Genomic DNA, 16,826 nt, shown 5'->3' with positions numbered 1-16,826 from the left:
GTTCATTCCTATTGTTACACAAATATCCTCTCCTACTCTCATGTTTTAAATATATTTAGGAATGAATATTCATTCCTATACTTATTAGCTATAGAATCAAATGATTCTAATAGCGTTCCAAGAACTTTCTTCCAATTCTTTTACTAATTCTTTTGAGTATTCTAATTGCCCTGTTGCAATTACCTTCGTTAGTTTTTCTAGCGGTTGATATACAATAATAATTAAAGCAACTGGAGGCAATGGACGAAGAAAACCTTTTGCGATTCCATCTTCAATAATATTCATAAAGAAGCCTATAAAATCGTCAAATATTTTCTTACTCTGTTCGTCAAGAAAATAACTATCGCAGTGAGAATTTGTAAATAAAAAAGCGTCCACATTGTTTCTCGCAAATTCAAATAAACGGTTGTACGTATGACTAAACTGTTCACGAATATTTGCTTCAACAGGAAAATCCGTTTTTATCATTTCAGAAAGCTCTAACATACTTTTTGAAAATAATGAGTTAACAAGCGCCTCTTTATTTTCAAAGTAGCGATAAATAGTACCCGCACCGACCTTTGCTTTTTCAGCGATCATTGGAATTGTCGTACCATCGTAACCACGCTCTGCGAAAAGTTGCATCGCAGCATCAAAAATATCCTCTTGTTTATTTTTAGCCATTTTTTCCACCTCTATTTTCAGGAATGAAAATTCATTCCGTTTTTAATTATAAATTACATCGATTAAAAGTCAAGTGCGTGACCAGTATCGCTTCGGTTTTAATCCCTTGTTTGTAAGAAAATTATATCAGCGATTTTCAAGATAAATCGACTTACCGACAAAAACTGACAGTATAATTTGAAGCCGTCCCAAAATTTTGTTTGGGACGGCCCAATTTCCTATTTAAAACTTAAAAGAAATCATAAATAAATGCTTTACGTACCGGAACTATATTCTCCAACGCTCGTATTTCCTCTTCACTTCCGCTAATTAATTCTATTTCATTAAGTTGTAACGGACGTTTGTATCCAAACATTATTGTAGATAATGCATTTATATCTAGCCTAATTCCTTTATCCTTTATTTCTTCTATAATTATTATTTCATGATTTGCAAGTCTCACTGTTACGTTATTCCATGGTGCAAATGAATCTGTAATATGTAAAATTACTTCTTGCTGTACATTGTTCCAATTCAACTCATATTGTTTTAAGAACTGCTCCACATCTACAATTCTGCCCATAAAATATGGCTTTATTTCTGCCTTCAAGCGTGGCTCTTGCAGTGTATATAATAACGGTTCGTTTTCACTTACAGTCATTTCAAGTTCTTTAATCATAGAATCATGCTGGCAAATAAAGTTCCACAGGCCATTTCGCGCTTCATTATGCAGTGGAACAAATTCTTCTACTGTCATTTTATAGTTTTCTATTTTATATAGCATGTAGCCAGCTGCCGTTTTATTTTTATCGTAATAAATCGCTAATGTTAAATCATCATATACAGCCTGGAACCACCATTTTTCACCGCGAACTAGCATACCGGAAAAACGTTCTGCAAATGTTTCATAAATTTTCTCAACTTCTTCTGGATGATTTTCTTTATTGTAACGTTTCACAGTACCATTCACTTGTTTTTTCATAACTAAATCACTCTTTGTCATATGACATACAAGGAGATTCGCACAAAGTTCCCAGCCGTATTTACGGTAAAATGAAACAGCAAATGGATGTAGCATCGATACTGTATATCCGTCTTTTTTCATCGTTTGAAGTGAATGTTGAAGCAACTCTTTCACGTACCCGCTTCTTCTATACTCTGGATACGTCGCTACCCCTGCAACGCCTCCCATTTTAAATTTCTCTTTGCCTATGTATATATGAAACGGAATAAGATGCAGTTTTGCTGCTAAATCTTCCCCTTCCATAATACCGTATATTTCATGACTTTCTTTCATTTTTGTAAGTTGTTGCTGCAATCGCTCCTCATCAACTTTATATTGAAAAGCGTATTCTGATAGGCGCAATGCTTCTCTAAATTTATCTTCTTTTAATCTTAAAACGTTCATATATTTCTCCTCCATTCCTTGTTTGAATTGTACCATAATTCTCAATTTTACAGTTCGGTGAATGAAATTATATCGACTTAACGACACGAATCCAATATAAAAAAAAGCAGATACATTGATCCCGTATCTGCTTCTCATTACTTTATTTAGCTAACTTTTGAAGTTCTTCGAAGAATGTAGGATATGATACGCCTACTGCTTCTGCGTCTTCAATTGTTGTTTTTCCTTCTGCGATACACCCGGCGATCGCAAGCATCATTCCGATGCGGTGATCACCGTAACTATTTACTGTATTACCTTTTAGTGCTGATTTTCCGTAAATAATCATACCGTCATCAGTTGCTTCTATGCGAGCTCCGAGTTTCGTTAACTCCGCAACAACTGTATCAATACGGTTCGTTTCTTTTACTTTTAACTCGTGTGCGTCTTTAATAACTGTAATCCCTTCTGCTTGCGTTGCCGCTAAGGCGATAACAGGAATTTCATCAATTAATCTTGGGATAATATCTCCGCCAATTTCGATTCCTTTTAATGAAGATGTTTCAATCGTAATGTTTGCAGCTGGTTCTGATGCTCCTTCGTTAATTGGCTCTTCAGTGAACGTAGCACCCATTTTCTCTAAAACATCAATAATACCTGTACGAGTTGGATTCATCCCTACATTTTGTAATACTAGTTTACTATTTGGAATGATTGCACCCGCTACTAGGAAAAATGCAGCTGATGATACGTCACCTGGCACTTGAACGTCTGTTGCTGTTAACTTTTGTCCACCTGCAAGTTTTACTGTTTTTCCCTCGCGAGTTACTTTAACGCCAAATGCTTCAAGCATTCTTTCCGTATGGTCGCGTGAAATATGTGGTTCTGTAATAGCTGTTACACCTTCTGCACGAAGCCCTGCAAGTAAAATAGCTGATTTTACTTGTGCACTTGCTACAGGCGACGTGTATTCAATTGCTTTTAAATCTCCACCACGTATTGTTAGCGGTGTAAACGTTCCTTCTTCGCGGCCATCAATGTTTGCGCCCATCTGTTTTAATGGATTTGTAACACGTTTCATCGGTCTTTTTGCGATAGATGCATCACCTTGTACGCAAGAGAAAAATGGTGTATTTGCCAAAATCCCTGACATTAAACGTATTGTTGTACCAGAATTACCAACATCTAATACAGCTTTCGGTTCCTGTAAGCCTTCTAATCCTTTACCAAGTACAGTGACTTCATCACCGTTTTGCACGATTTCTACTCCCATTTCTTTAAAGCAAGAAATTGTACTTAAACAGTCTGCACCGGGCAAGAAACCTTTAATTGTTGTTTTTCCTTCTGCAATTGCGCCGAACATGACAGCGCGGTGTGAAATGGATTTATCTCCTGGAATTGTAATAATACCATTTAATCCGTTATTAACAGGTTGTATCGTTCTTTCCTTCACGTTTTCACCTTCTCATTTAAATTGTTTCATAAGTTTGGTATTTTTCTTCTCCAAGCGCTAGCTTTGCTTTCATACGATCTTCTTCTCTTTGGAAGCTAATACGTAATACCCCAAGCAATCCTTCACGTGCTTCTAATATTTGCAAGTTCGTAATACTAATTTCTTCTCGCGCCAAAATACTCGTAATATGAGCCAATGCCCCTACTTTATCTAAAACATCGACGTATAAGTCGTGATAGGCAGGAATTGCCCCTCTCTTTCGTACTGGTAAAGAGTCACGATATTCTTTCGCATCTGCAAAATAATTTTGAATCTCGCCTGCATCTCCGGTAGAAACTGTATCATATAAATCTTCCATTTCAGAGATCCACTCTTTTAATAATACCATTAAATGCTCGCGATTTTGCTTAACAATATCACTCCACATTTTTGGACTACTAGATGCAATACGTGTAATGTCTTTAAACCCTCCGGCAGCTAGTTGATGAATAAGCGGATTATCTCCTGCATGTTTCTCTACTTGCTTTACTAATCCAGCTGCGATTAGATGTGGAAAATGACTAACAATCCCTGTTACATAATCATGTTCCTCCGTATTTAAAACGAGAAAATGAGATCCTGTTCCTTGTAACCATACTTTAAGTTCTTCCACATGTTCATTTGGTACATGATTCATCGGCGTTAAAATATAAAATGCATTTTCAAATAAATGTGCTTTTGCACTTTCAACTCCCGTTTTATGAGAACCTGCCATCGGATGTCCACCAATGAAAGAAACTTCCTTTGAAAATAAAGCTTCCGCTTCATTCATAATCGTCCCTTTTGTACTCCCAACATCGGTTACAATCACATCTTCTCGTAAACGAAATGACGCTAATTTGTGTAATAACTTCTTCGTTTCTTCAACTGGAGAAGCAAAAACAATTAAATGCGCCTCTTCACATGCACGCTGTAAATCTACCGCTACTTCGTCTACTACGTGCAACTCTTTTGCACGCTCTACTTGTTCTTGAAATATATCATAACCTGTTATCGTTACATCGTGCTCTTTCTTAATTGCTAATGCAAGAGAGCCTCCTATTAAACCAGTTCCAATTAAAACTACCTTTTTACACATTTGCCTCATCTCGAGACTTTCTTTTTTTATTTTCAAAGTGTTGTTGTAACACTGAAATCACTCCTTCATTTTGCTCCCTTGTTCCGACTGTAATACGGACACCATTTGGGAACGGACGAATAATAAATCCTGCGTGTGCACAAGCTTCATAAATCTCCCCAGCATTCTCAACTGGCAAGAAGATGAAATTGGTTTGCGATGGATAAAATGGAATTTCATTTTCCTTACAAAAGCTCTCGTATTGTTGTAATCCCTCTGTATTCACACGAACTATTTCTTCAATAAACTCATCATCACCAAAAGCAATTGTCGCTGCTTTTTGCGCTAATGAAGATACGTTAAATGGCAAACGTACGACATTTAATTTCTCGATTAGCTCTTCCTGTCCAATCGCATATCCAACGCGGAAAGAAGCTAATCCGTATGCTTTAGAAAACGTTCTAAGTACAAGAATATTTTTATGTTTTTCTAAAAGCGGTAATGTCTCCGGGAAATCTTTTGCTGTTACGTATTCATAGTACGCTTCATCAATGACAATTAACGTATTTTCACTAATACCTTCAATAAATTGAGTCAATTTTTGCTCATTCACATATGTGCCTGTCGGGTTGTTCGGATTACAAATCCATACGATTTTCGTATTATTATTTACCGCTGACGAAATTTCGTCTAAATCGTATACACCGTTATTTAAAGGTATTTCTTTCACTTCACAACCTTCAATAATTGCATGATGACGGTACTGCGGGAATGTTGCACCTGCCGTTACGATGTTATCTCCTGCTTCTAGTACTGCACGACTTATGATTTGAATAACTTCATCTAATCCACTACCGCAAAGTACTTGTTCCATTTGTACATGTAACTTATTTGCAATTGTTTGACGAAGCGTTGTAGCACCTCCGTCAGGATATAAAGCATGTTCCAACCACGTTTTTTGCAACTCATCTAAAACACGTGGGGAACAACCGAATGGATTTTCATTTGATGCTAATTTCACAAATGAATGATCTCCGTACACTTCTTTCATTTGTTCAGGTGATTTACCTGGTTTATATGGTTGTAATGATGATAGTTGATCTTTTACTTGCATGTTAAAACCACCTTTTATTAAAATTCTTTTGCGTATTTGTTATGTTGCGTAATGTTTTGCTGAATTAAATCCATACGATCTTTTCCGAATTGTTCGACTAGTGCATGTGCAAGTTCCCATGCTACAACAGATTCAGCTACTACACCTGCTGCTGGTACTGCACAACTATCAGATCTTTCAATACTCGCTTGGAATGCTTCTTTCGTATCAATGTCAACACTTGCTAACGGTTTGTATAATGTAGGTATTGGTTTCATAACACCTCGTACGACAATTGGCATTCCTGTTGTCATACCGCCTTCTAAACCGCCTGCATTATTCGTTTTTCTCGTGTATCCATTTTCTTCATCCCATAAAATTTCATCGTGCACTTTACTTCCTGGCTGTCTTGCCGCTTCAAAACCAACGCCAATTTCAGCACCTTTAAATGCATTAATACTCATAATCGCACCAGCAAGTTTTGCATCTAATTTACGATCGTAATGAACGTAACTACCAATGCCAATCGGCATGCCTTCTGCAATCACTTCAACAATACCGCCGATTGAATCTCCGCTACTTTTTGCGTTATCAATCGCATCCATCATTTCTTGTTCTACTTCTTTATCTAAACATCGAACTGGTGAGTTTTCAGTAATTGTTTGAATTTCTTCAATTGATAAGTTTGAAATATGTGTTGCTTTTACTCCACCAATTTCGAGTACATGCCCTGCAATTTCCACGCCTAATTCTTTTAAAACTTGTTTTGCAACTGCACCAGCGGCTACACGAACTGTCGTTTCTCTTGCAGATGAGCGCTCTAGTACGTTTCTTATATCACGATGTCCGTATTTAATTGCGCCGTTTAAATCCGCATGTCCTGGGCGTGGTTTTGTAATTGTACGTTTCATATCTTTACTTTCTTTTTCCGAAATTGGCTCTGCACCCATTACTTTCGTCCAATGTTTGAAATCATCATTTTTAACGATTAACGTTATTGGTGAGCCAAGTGTCATCCCATGACGAACACCACTTACAATTTCAACTGTATCCGTTTCTATTTGCATACGTCTTCCGCGTCCGTGCCCTTTTTGTCTTCTTAATAATTCTTTATTAATATGTTCCGCTGTTAATGTTAAACCTGCTGGTACACCTTCTAAAATTACTGTTAACTGCGGTCCATGTGATTCTCCAGCTGTAATGTATCTCATTTCTCTTGCCCCTTTACTATTTTTTTGTACAAAAAAGTCCCTACTGAGCGCTCAGTAGGGACGATATTTATCGCGGTACCACCCTAGTTGTAGACAACTATCGTCTACCTCTCTTCTTCTTTAACGATCGTTAGACCGTCTTCCCTCCAAAAGTTGGCGGAAAAGATGCTCCAAGGCTGTAATTCATGCTTACCTTTGTACTGATTCACACCGACCATCAGCTCTCTTTAACAGGGAGATAAGCACTACTGTTTCCTCTTCAGCGCATATATGATATGGAATTAAGATAATTTATTTTTGAAACCTTTTAACTCATCCATGAATCTATGGAATTCTGGAATATCCATTTGTTGTGCAGAATCTGATAATGCAACAGCTGGGTCTGGATGTACTTCAGCCATTACTGCATCTGCGCCAATTGCAAGTGCTGCTTTCGCTGTTGGTAATAATAAGTCTCTACGTCCAGTTGAATGCGTTACGTCAACGATTACTGGTAAATGTGTTTCTTTCTTTAAAATCGGTACTGCTGAAATGTCTAATGTGTTACGTGTCGCTCTTTCGTATGTGCGGATACCACGCTCACATAGAATAATTTGGTCGTTACCTTGTGCAATGATGTATTCAGCCGCGTTAATGAACTCATCAATTGTTGCTGCTAATCCACGTTTTAGTAATACTGGCTTGTTAACTTTACCTACAGCTCGTAATAAATCGAAGTTTTGCATGTTACGTGCGCCAACTTGAATGACATCAACGTAGTCTAGCGCCATTTCAACATCGTTCGGATTTAAGATTTCACTAATGATCGCTAAGTCGAACTCATCTGCTACTTGGCGTAAAATTTGTAATCCTTCTACTCCTAAACCTTGGAAATCGTATGGAGATGTTCTCGGTTTGAAAGCACCACCGCGCATTAATTTTAGACCTTGGTCTTTCATCGCTTGCCCTACTTGGCGAACTTGCTCTAAGCTTTCTACCGCACAAGGTCCCATGATGAATGTTTGTGTTCCGTTTCCAATCAATTCACCTTTTACATTAACGATTGTGTTTTCTTGTTTCTTTTTACGTGATACTAGTAATGCTTTACGGTTATCATCTTCTTGTAATTCTAAGCTAGCTTTGAAGATTGTTTTGAAAATGTGTTGAACTGTTGACGTTTCGAATGGTCCTTCGTTATGCTCTGCAATCATATCAAGCACTTCACGCTCACGTACTGGATCAAAACGTTTCGTACCTTGTACTTGCTTTTGTTCCCCAATTTTTTGAACGATTTCACCGCGTTTATTTAATAAGTGTAATAGTTGTAAGTTAATTTCATCTACCTGTTTACGTAATTGATCTAATTCATGATTTGCCATTTGGAAATCCTCCTCTAATGTTTTAAAAGTATAGTAAGAGAATGAAAGATTCTCTATTTTCTGAACTGATAAATTATACAAATTTTAAGTGGAATCGATACCTCTTCTTATTTTAAACAAATACTTACTATAAGGACACTATCAAAGAAATAAAAACCCACTTTTTTGTACAAAAAATCCCTACTGATTCAATCAGTAGGGACGATATTTATCGCGGTACCACCCTAGTTGTAGACTTCTTTCGTCTACCTCTCTTCATTGTTAACGATCATCTGACCGTCTTTCCCTTCATAAAGACAATACTATCTTTACTACGAAAAAGATGCTCTAGGACTGTAATTCGCTCTTGTTTTTGTACTGGTTCGCACCAACCACCAGCTCTCTGTTACAGGGAAACAACAACTACTGCTTTTCCTTTCAACGCATGTATATTTAATTTTCAAGTTGGGCCACTAAAATACAAAAAGTCCCTACTGAATAAATCAGTAGGGACGATATTTATCGCGGTACCACCCTAGTTGTAGACTAACTTTCCGTCTACCTCTCTTCACTGTTAACGATCAATTGACCGCTTTTTCTTCATAAAGACGAAACTATCTTTACTACGAAAAAGATGCTCCAAGACTGTAATTCATGATTATCCCTGTACTGGTTCACACCAACCACCAGCTCTCTGTTACAGTAAGACTAACCACTACTGTGATCTCTTCATTGCACTTTGTTTATTCAAATGTTTTTGAAATTGAATAAGTATGATTCGTATTATAGAACGCTTTTCAAAACACTGTCAACAACTTTTTATTTATTTTTTAAAATTCCACTTTCGCCCTACATTTCTTCTTGTAAATTCTCCATAACAATTCCGATGCGAATTACCTCATTATCTATTGCATTTAATACATATTTGTCTACTCCATACTGGATTAATATTTCTTTTATTTGAATGATTTCAGTTTCAAGTAAATCGGCTTCCTGAAGCGTTTGTAGTAAGATAAAAAATACATTTGCATACAATTCTTTATACATCTTTATACTTTCTGTCTTTGCAAGTATTTCATTAAACAACTGTTTTAACTCCGTTTGATTCCCTTTCCCACCTACATCCGAAAATGATTTACATATTATCGATAATCCTCTTTCTACTATTTCACCCATAAATAAAATAATACGTATAATCATTACATATTCTCTAGCTGTGATTTCCCCCATTTTCGGTCGTTCTCGCAAAAATATACTGAGCCAAGATGCCCAAAATTTTTGTTGTTCTTTTGCACTTAACGTTTTGACGTAATAGCATAAAAACTGCATAAATTTAATTTTATTTTCTTCATTTTCTTGTATAAGTAACGGGTATAACCAATCTGTTTTTTGCTCCCAATACAGTACACATTTAATAAATACAAAACTAAGCCATTTCAAGAAAGCTTCCCTCGTATGCGGATGTAATACTTCCAAATGTTCTACCGCATACTTAATAAATCGCTTCATCTCTGTAAATAAAGGTAAATTGATTTGCGTGTAACATAAGCCTGCCCATGCATATTTCGTAATCTCATTTTCCTTCTTTAAATCTAAGTACGGTAATAAATATTTTCGGCACCATTGCTTCTCAATATGATAAAGAAATGTAATATCAGCTACTAAACGCGCTAACATAAAATTTGTCCGTTCTGTACTAATTCTTACTTGTTCTTCAAATAAAAATAAATATTCATACACATTACGATCGTATAAATGATCATATGATAACAGTTTTAATAATACAGCTGTCATTTTCCCAACAGGATGCTGGATCGATTCATTGTAAAAATCTTGTTTTCCAAGCTTAAAATTTGTACCGCTTTTCATTACTTGAGGGAATACCGAAAAAGCAAACCGTTTCACATTGCGTATACTATTTTCCTCTAACTCTTCTAATCGATTACTAATTTCATATAGAAAGCTACTAATTAACCAATGAAAATCAGTATTTCTAACAAATTTCTGCAATAGCGGTATAACTTTTTGGATTTGTTCATTTGTCAATCCTCGGTTATTTCGCCACTCTCTAATACAAACAAACCATACTTCATTACTTATTTCATGCATACCAACTAATTGATAGGCAAATGAAATGCTCCATTCTGTATTCAATTTACACGCTTTCGATAACATCTCTAAAAAATGACGTTGTTCAAAAACACCGTCTTGAGAAAATTGGCGAACTTGCTTCATAATTTCATCGTCTTTCAGCTGTAATAATCCATCAGCAGTTACATTACAAGTAATACTTTGTTCTGTGATTTCTTTCTTTTGTACACTGTATCGCTCAGAATGAAAGTGAGGATGCTTTTGCTTCATTAGCTCATAACCTTTTGCTGTAGATGGACTATTTGGATCACAAGTGAATAATAAATCTAATACTAAGCAAACATCAAATGCCCTCTCCTCTGCAAGGTCTTTCAGTACAATTTGAATGACTTCTTCCTTTGTTTTTTCTAAAGAAGATGCGAAATGATTTTTTATAAGTTGAAAAACTTCGTGTTTATACGTGACATCTAAAAGAAGTCCTTCCTGTAACAACCATTTCACTTTGTCATCAGCGCTAAAGAATATATTTTTATTCATCGCATCAATTGCAATTCGATGTTGTAGTATGCTGTTTGCTTCTATCATTTCTGTAATATAATAATTTGCTTTTTTCTCATTGTTTTCACATAAATAAGCTAAACACTCTTTTACAATTTGAATTAAAAATGTAAGATCATTTTGCTGAAACTCTTTTTCTACATTTTCTTTATCCTTTTTTTTCAATGCCGTTTGTCTTAGTGATAACATTCGCATCTTCTCTATTCCCATCATCATAATTGGTACGGCGTAATAGGAAATATGCGGTTTCATCTTCTCATTCCAAATTTGCTCCACATAAGAAAATGTAGACACTGGTAATCGACTCGATTCCTCAAGTTCTATTGATTCTTGCGTATCATTTCCCCATTTTCTCTCCCGCTTCAACTTAAGCTTTCCATCCAAAATAAACGTTAGTAATAATAAAGCAATTTCTTTATGCTCAGGAAAAGAACATTTTTGCAGTAAATAAGAAATTTTTTCAATTGATTTACTATCTTTTTCAGCTGTTTCTAATAAAAGAAGTGTCCATCTTGCAAACAATAACGGGTTCATTTTAATTTTCGTTTCGCTTAGGTAGCTACAAATTGTTCTCCATAATAACGGAGATAGTTTAGAATGATTTTTAAAAATTAATTGAAATAATTCTTTTTGATGACTAAAAAGAAATTGTTCCACTAACCATTCCGCAAGTAGTTCATCTACTTCATTATCGTTTGATGTAACTAAAAATAAATTTTGTAATTTCCCTTCTGCTTCAAGCCATTCCACCCATTCATAATCATGAGCAAATTCAACAAAGTAACGGACTGTTTCAATTTTTTTTATGGATTGTTTTATGTATGATAATTGTTCCTGCTCTACTGACGGCGGAACTGTTACTATGTCACGAATTCGCATTCGTTTTGTAATATAATTATCGCCCATTAATTCCGCCCATCGCTTCACTGCTTTAACGAGAGATTGATGATTATTTCCTTTATTCGGATACACAATCGGTCGTATTCCTAAATGCTCCCAGTGGTACGTATTTTCCCCTTGTGCAACAAAGGCAAAACGCCTTGTACTTGGTGGTAAACCAGTCGCTAAATATTTCATTACCGGGTCATTATGGCTATATCCAACGAATAAAACGGTATAATTCGAGAATAAATCAACTAAAAATCTTCTTGCCCATCCTTCCGTCAAGTAAGCCCTTCCAAAATCACCATCTGTTAAAATTAATGCTTCTTTCTCTTGTTCTATATTGCCATGTATGTAAGCGAGTCCCTTAAACGCTCTACCTGTAGGTAACGCAGGTGCATAATATACGTTTAATTCTCTATTCATTTCTTTCATCGCAGTTGTAAAATGTCGATCAAAATTTGTCGTTACAATGCGGACTTCCGTATCTAAAGGAAACAACCTTGGAATCGCATAATGAAGCGGATTCGGCTTTGACTTTTCAGTATGAACTAAACCTCTTGCAACTTGATGTACATCTTTTGTTTTCGCAATTTTACCAAGATAATAATCATGAGGTTCTGTTATTTCACGCGTTTCTACATATAAGGTTTTCGCAATTTCGTCAACTAGATCATCAAAATTCGGTAAGTTTGATTTCCCTTTCATAGAAACTCCCGCTCCAACAAATAGTACTAACTTTCCTTGTTCAAGATGATCGATTAACTCATCTGGAATTTCTACTTCTGAAGTAATCCACACCTAGGATTCCCCCTTACCTAAAAATGTCATATACTCTCATTTTACTATAACATTTTTTCTTTATTTTTATAATATTTAGACTACAATTTAAACATGAAAAAGTTTTATGTAAATAAATCCGTAATAATGTATGAACTCCTGAATTTATTGCAAAACTATGTATAAATCGGAGGTGTAAATATTGAATGATTTTACTGTAGTACTTATCAAGTTTATATCGTGCGTTATCGCATTTAGTATTGGACTCGCTTTATTTTTCCCTGCAACGTTCGTCCAAATTATTTCATTCAGTCTTTTTGTTACAATCGTATCCTATATGTTCGTTGATAAAATCATATTAAACCGAATAGGCAATACTGGTGCCATTATGTCGGATTTCTTACTAACGTATTTAAGCGTATGGATTTTCGGTAATATTTTATTAGACAATTATATGCAAATTGCATGGGGTAGCATCCTTTCTGCCATTGTCTTTACATTATCTGAAGTAATCGTTCATCGCTTCTCTAACTCACACACAAGGCACAACAATGATAACATTCATATTAATCGCCGATTTGCATATGGTACGGAATTTGCTGAAGAACAAAATATATTGGATAAAGATAAGAAGAAGTAACATTTTGATGTAGGAGCACCCTTTTTAATTATGTGGTGCTCCTTTTTACGCTTTCATTTTGGTACGTGAAATTATATGAACGATTATTTCAAAATATTGATCTACCGACACTATTTCTTATACTAAAAAGCTGCCTCTTATTTAGAGGCAGTCACTTTCAAATTTTTTAACATAACAACATCAGCAAACGCTCCAAACACTACATTATGATGCTTAACAATGTCTTCAGCACGTAACACTTCTGTGTCAAACGTACTATGTGCATCACTTACTAACGTTACTTTATACCCTTCACTAAACGCTCTTCGCGTTGTCGTATCCACACAGTACTCTGTTTGCATTCCTGAAATAATAACGTGTTCAATCCCTTTTTCTTGTAGCACTTCGTTTAAGTTCGTCTTATGGAATGAATCTGGCGTCGTCTTTTCAAAAATGCTGTCCCCTTCTTGCGGAGCAATCGCCTCATGTACTTTCCATCCCTCTGTACCTTTTTCTAACGGATGATCTTTCGGCCCGTTATGTTGTACATAAATAACTGGAATATCATTTGAACGACATTCCCTAATTAGTTCTTGCAATATTTCTAAAAACTTTTCCCCGTTATGTACTGGCATTCCTGCTGTATACATACCTGCTTGCACATCAATTACTATTAATGCTTTTTTCATTTCGCGCAGCTCCCTTTGTTTGTACTCCATCATCCAACAATCTTCTAATTTCCCCTCATGTAGCTCATGTTCTTTTAAAATCTTCACCTTTTTAAATCCGCATTTTTCATAACATTTTAACGCGCGTTCATTATTTACTTTCGGGTCCATTGCGATTGCTTCTGCTCCCGTGTTCTCCATAATATATGTAATTGCTTCCTGAACGAGTTTCGTTCCAATTCCTTTTCCCCAATAATTCGGTTCTCCGATAAATTGATCCATTCCCCATACATGTTGTGATTCTTCATAGCCATATAATGTTTTCCACTCAGAATCAACTGGATACATTTGAATATAACCAATTGGCACGTCATCAAACTCTATTAAGCATCTTTTTTCATGACTATTTGGATTATGTATAAAATGATCCAGTACCATTTCTACAGATTGCGGATTATCTCGCCCTTCGTAATACCGTAAGACTTCTGGGTCAGTTAACCATTTTGAAATGATCTGTGCATCCTCTTCTTTTACGTACCGTACCGATACGTTATCTTTTTGAAATAACATAGAATACCTCTTTTTAATTATTTATATTTTTCCTTGTTGTGAAATCTTTCATTACACCTAATAGCGCGTATGGTAACAATGTAACCGCAAAAAGAGCAGTAAACAAATTAAAATGAGGGATTTCATATGGAGTGAACCATTCCGTGAAAAATTGAGAATGTAAAATTCTATTTAAAAATTCCCCACTAGGCTTAAAGTTTGGTGCCCATCCAGTAACCTCACAAATAATAAACAGCAATTGAACAATTATAAATACTCCTAGATAGCGAAACCATGTCCGTTTCCAAATCGGCTGCACCTTACTTAATTTATGTTCCATCTAACTCCCACCTTTTTATTTCCATCCTATTAATTATACACTTCCCACACTTTATTTGTTAAAATTTTCTATATACTCATTCACACTGGGGGAATACATTATGTCTAATCCTATACTTAAATCAACTTTAATCATTCTTAGAGGAAACTCCGCAAGTGGTAAAACAACAATTGCAAAGCAACTACAAGAACATTTCGGACAAGGTACACTTTTAATTTCACAGGATCTTGTACGTAGAGATATGCTTAGAGTACACGATACGATGGGTAATTTATCGCATGATTTACTATTTGAAATTACAAAGTACGGAAAAGGAAAATGTGAGTTTGTTATTTTAGAAGGTATTTTAAACAGTCGAAGATACGGTGAAATGTTGAAAGAATTAATACATTTTTTTGAAGGAAACGCCTATACATATTACTTTGATTTATCATTAAAAGAAACGATTCGACGACATAATACAAGGGACAAACGACATGAATTTGGTGAGGATTCCCTACAAAAATGGTATAATCCGCACGATACGATTGAAGTTACTAGAGAAACTATTTTTACAGATAACTTCACGCAAAAAGATATATTTGATGCGATTCTTACTAATGTTGCGATCAAAAAATAAGACTAACATAATATGTTAGTCTTATTATGTACTTTGTATTTCAGTTTTTATAATTGAACAATCTTTACATAAATAATAGTATATATTCATTTCCCCAAACTGGAAATCAACTACTGAAATCAGCCCGCGTTCCTCGATATCTTGTGTAATTGTAGCAACATACTTCATCTCTTTAGAACAAGTTGGACACGCCAAATTCTCTGGAAGATCATCATATAATGGTGCCCCTAATAATCTACATACATATTCAGAACCGAATAAGTCGAAAGCTTCCCAGTAACTATCTTCATCAGAAGGTATATCTTCATTTTTCATATTTATAAGCCTTACATTTATTTTTGGGAGGGGAACTGGTAGCTTATATCCCTCTTCCATTATCCATTCTTCTGTATTTTGCTGCTGTATGATTTGAACTGTTTTACCTCCATCACTTAACTGAAAATATTGCGGTTCCCACACCATCGCGCAGTTCAAACATGAAACAAATGGTAAAATATTCATTTCATTACTTTTAAGTTCAGCAAGTCTCCCATCTTTTAAATCAAAACAGAGAATTTGATGCATCTTCTCACTACATAACTTACATACTGGCAAATTGCAATCTTCACCACCAAAGTAATGATTATAGGAATCTTTCCCCTCAATTACTCTATACCCTTTCAACTCATTGCAATGTGCGCCATATAATTCTGTTGTCATATTCTATCCTCGCTTTAAATAAATCTAATCCACTTCATTATAAATAAAACTAACACTAGAATACACCTATACTTTAAACTTAATTACACTATTACGAGTGAAAGTACATAGTCTTTCAATCAATCATATTCACTCAAAAATAAAAGCCAGTCTCAATAAAGAGAACTGACTTATTTCTATATAACTATATTTATTAAAGAATTTTAACTTTAACAGTTTGTCTTCCCCAATTCATAGCTTTACTTTTTGAACCCATTAAAACATCAATACGATTTCCTTTAATAGCACTTCCCGTATCACCAGCGATAGCTTCTCCATAACCTTCTACCCAGACTTTAGATCCTAATGGGATTACTTTCGGATCAACTGCGATAATTCTTATATTCGGATTAGCCGTTAAATCATGCCCCATCGCAGTTAAAACACGTCCACCATAAGTACCATTCTCACTTGGATCCGCTGTATATGCTGTCGCTACTACCGTTAATTCACGTTTAGCAGACTGTATGTTATTTTTAGACTCTTCTTTTACTTTTGCTTCTTCTTTAGCCTTCGCTATTTCTCTTGCTTTGGCCTCTTCCTTAGCCTTTGCTATTTCTCTTGCTTTCTCTTCTTCCTTAGCTTTTGCTATTTCTCTTGCTTTCTCTTCTTCCTTAGCTTTTGCTATTTCTCTTGCTTTCTCTTCTTCTTTAGCCTTTGCTATTTCTCTTGCTTTCTCTTCTTCTTTAGCTTTTGCTATTTCTCTTGCTATCTCTTCTTCTTTAGCTTTTGCTTCTTCTTGGGCTTTCACGTCTTCTTTAGG

At 35.4% G+C, this 16,826-nt stretch carries 14 protein-coding genes, 1 pseudogene and 3 other annotated features; of the genes and pseudogenes, 2 read left to right on the top strand and 13 right to left on the bottom strand.

From position 1 onward, the window contains the following. Positions 1-96: 96 nt before the first annotated feature. The 8 genes from ACTFOB_RS00075 to ACTFOB_RS00040 all read right to left on the bottom strand — a co-directional run bounded on the left by ACTFOB_RS00075 (position 97) and on the right by ACTFOB_RS00040 (position 12,551). Positions 97-663: a TetR/AcrR family transcriptional regulator gene (locus ACTFOB_RS00075; protein ID WP_061666510.1), complete on the bottom strand. Its 567-nt coding sequence runs from the start codon at positions 661-663 to the stop codon at positions 97-99. 229 nt (positions 664-892) lie between these two features. Continuing rightward, a complete protein-coding gene (locus tag ACTFOB_RS00070; RefSeq protein ID WP_440023771.1) occupies positions 893-2,050 on the bottom strand; it encodes a GNAT family N-acetyltransferase in 1,158 nt (385 codons plus the stop codon). 142 nt (positions 2,051-2,192) lie between these two features. Then, on the bottom strand, positions 2,193-3,482 hold the full coding sequence (gene aroA / locus ACTFOB_RS00065; RefSeq protein ID WP_440023769.1) for a 3-phosphoshikimate 1-carboxyvinyltransferase: 1,290 nt from the start codon (positions 3,480-3,482) through the stop codon (positions 2,193-2,195). Positions 3,483-3,498: 16 nt separating this feature from the next. Further along, positions 3,499-4,599: a prephenate dehydrogenase gene (gene tyrA, locus ACTFOB_RS00060; RefSeq protein ID WP_440023767.1), complete on the bottom strand. Its 1,101-nt coding sequence runs from the start codon at positions 4,597-4,599 to the stop codon at positions 3,499-3,501. Next, on the bottom strand, positions 4,592-5,692 hold the full coding sequence (gene hisC, locus ACTFOB_RS00055) for a histidinol-phosphate transaminase (RefSeq protein WP_440023765.1): 1,101 nt from the start codon (positions 5,690-5,692) through the stop codon (positions 4,592-4,594). Before hisC ends, tyrA begins: the two co-directional genes overlap by 8 nt. 17 nt (positions 5,693-5,709) lie before the next feature. Continuing rightward, on the bottom strand, positions 5,710-6,882 hold the full coding sequence (gene aroC, locus ACTFOB_RS00050) for a chorismate synthase (RefSeq protein WP_440023764.1): 1,173 nt from the start codon (positions 6,880-6,882) through the stop codon (positions 5,710-5,712). A gap of 53 nt (positions 6,883-6,935) precedes the next feature. After that, positions 6,936-7,154 (bottom strand) — a binding site (T-box leader). 9 nt (positions 7,155-7,163) lie between these two features. After that, the gene (locus ACTFOB_RS00045; protein WP_001273578.1) at positions 7,164-8,240 is read right to left on the bottom strand and encodes a bifunctional 3-deoxy-7-phosphoheptulonate synthase/chorismate mutase; all 1,077 of its coding nucleotides are present in this window, start codon (positions 8,238-8,240) and stop codon (positions 7,164-7,166) included. 194 nt (positions 8,241-8,434) lie between these two features. Continuing rightward, positions 8,435-8,670 (bottom strand) — a binding site (T-box leader). Positions 8,671-8,724: 54 nt separating this feature from the next. Beyond that, positions 8,725-8,961 (bottom strand) — a binding site (T-box leader). A 107-nt stretch (positions 8,962-9,068) separates the two neighbouring features. After that, positions 9,069-12,551 (bottom strand): DUF4020 domain-containing protein, encoded by a 3,483-nt coding sequence (locus tag ACTFOB_RS00040; RefSeq protein WP_440023761.1) that lies wholly within the window; start codon positions 12,549-12,551, stop codon positions 9,069-9,071. Positions 12,552-12,732: 181 nt separating this feature from the next. On the opposite strand from ACTFOB_RS00040, the gene ACTFOB_RS00035 reads away from it, so the two are divergent. Continuing rightward, on the top strand, positions 12,733-13,170 hold the full coding sequence (locus tag ACTFOB_RS00035) for a YndM family protein (protein WP_440023759.1): 438 nt from the start codon (positions 12,733-12,735) through the stop codon (positions 13,168-13,170). A 137-nt stretch (positions 13,171-13,307) separates the two neighbouring features. Here the strand turns inward: ACTFOB_RS00035 and ACTFOB_RS00030 are convergent, their stop codons facing one another. From ACTFOB_RS00030 to ACTFOB_RS00020, 3 genes and pseudogenes are all read right to left on the bottom strand, one after another. Beyond that, positions 13,308-13,838, bottom strand: a complete 531-nt coding sequence (locus ACTFOB_RS00030; protein WP_440024763.1) for a cysteine hydrolase family protein — start codon at positions 13,836-13,838, stop codon at positions 13,308-13,310. 15 nt (positions 13,839-13,853) lie between these two features. Further along, a pseudogene (locus ACTFOB_RS00025) lies at positions 13,854-14,387 on the bottom strand (GNAT family N-acetyltransferase); the annotation flags it as partial. A gap of 13 nt (positions 14,388-14,400) precedes the next feature. Further along, complete coding sequence (locus tag ACTFOB_RS00020) at positions 14,401-14,706, bottom strand: YfzA family protein (protein WP_440023757.1); 306 nt, start codon at positions 14,704-14,706, stop codon at positions 14,401-14,403. A gap of 100 nt (positions 14,707-14,806) precedes the next feature. On the opposite strand from ACTFOB_RS00020, the gene ACTFOB_RS00015 reads away from it, so the two are divergent. After that, entirely contained in the window at positions 14,807-15,325 is a 519-nt protein-coding gene (locus ACTFOB_RS00015) for a kinase (protein WP_440023755.1), read from the top strand. Positions 15,326-15,349: 24 nt separating this feature from the next. On the opposite strand, the gene ACTFOB_RS00010 is transcribed toward ACTFOB_RS00015, so the two are convergent. Further along, entirely contained in the window at positions 15,350-16,024 is a 675-nt protein-coding gene (locus ACTFOB_RS00010; RefSeq protein WP_440023753.1) for a hypothetical protein, read from the bottom strand. Between the two features lie 193 nt (positions 16,025-16,217). Then, positions 16,218-16,826: 3D domain-containing protein (locus ACTFOB_RS00005; RefSeq protein WP_440032705.1), on the bottom strand; the 609-nt coding region annotated here is incomplete at its 5' end.

Source organism: Bacillus cereus group sp. MYBK79-1 (assembly GCF_051915365.1).
Classification (GTDB): domain Bacteria; phylum Bacillota; class Bacilli; order Bacillales; family Bacillaceae_G; genus Bacillus_A.
Note: the sequence above shows the minus strand (reverse complement) of the source record. Positions and strands in the feature narration are given on the sequence as shown.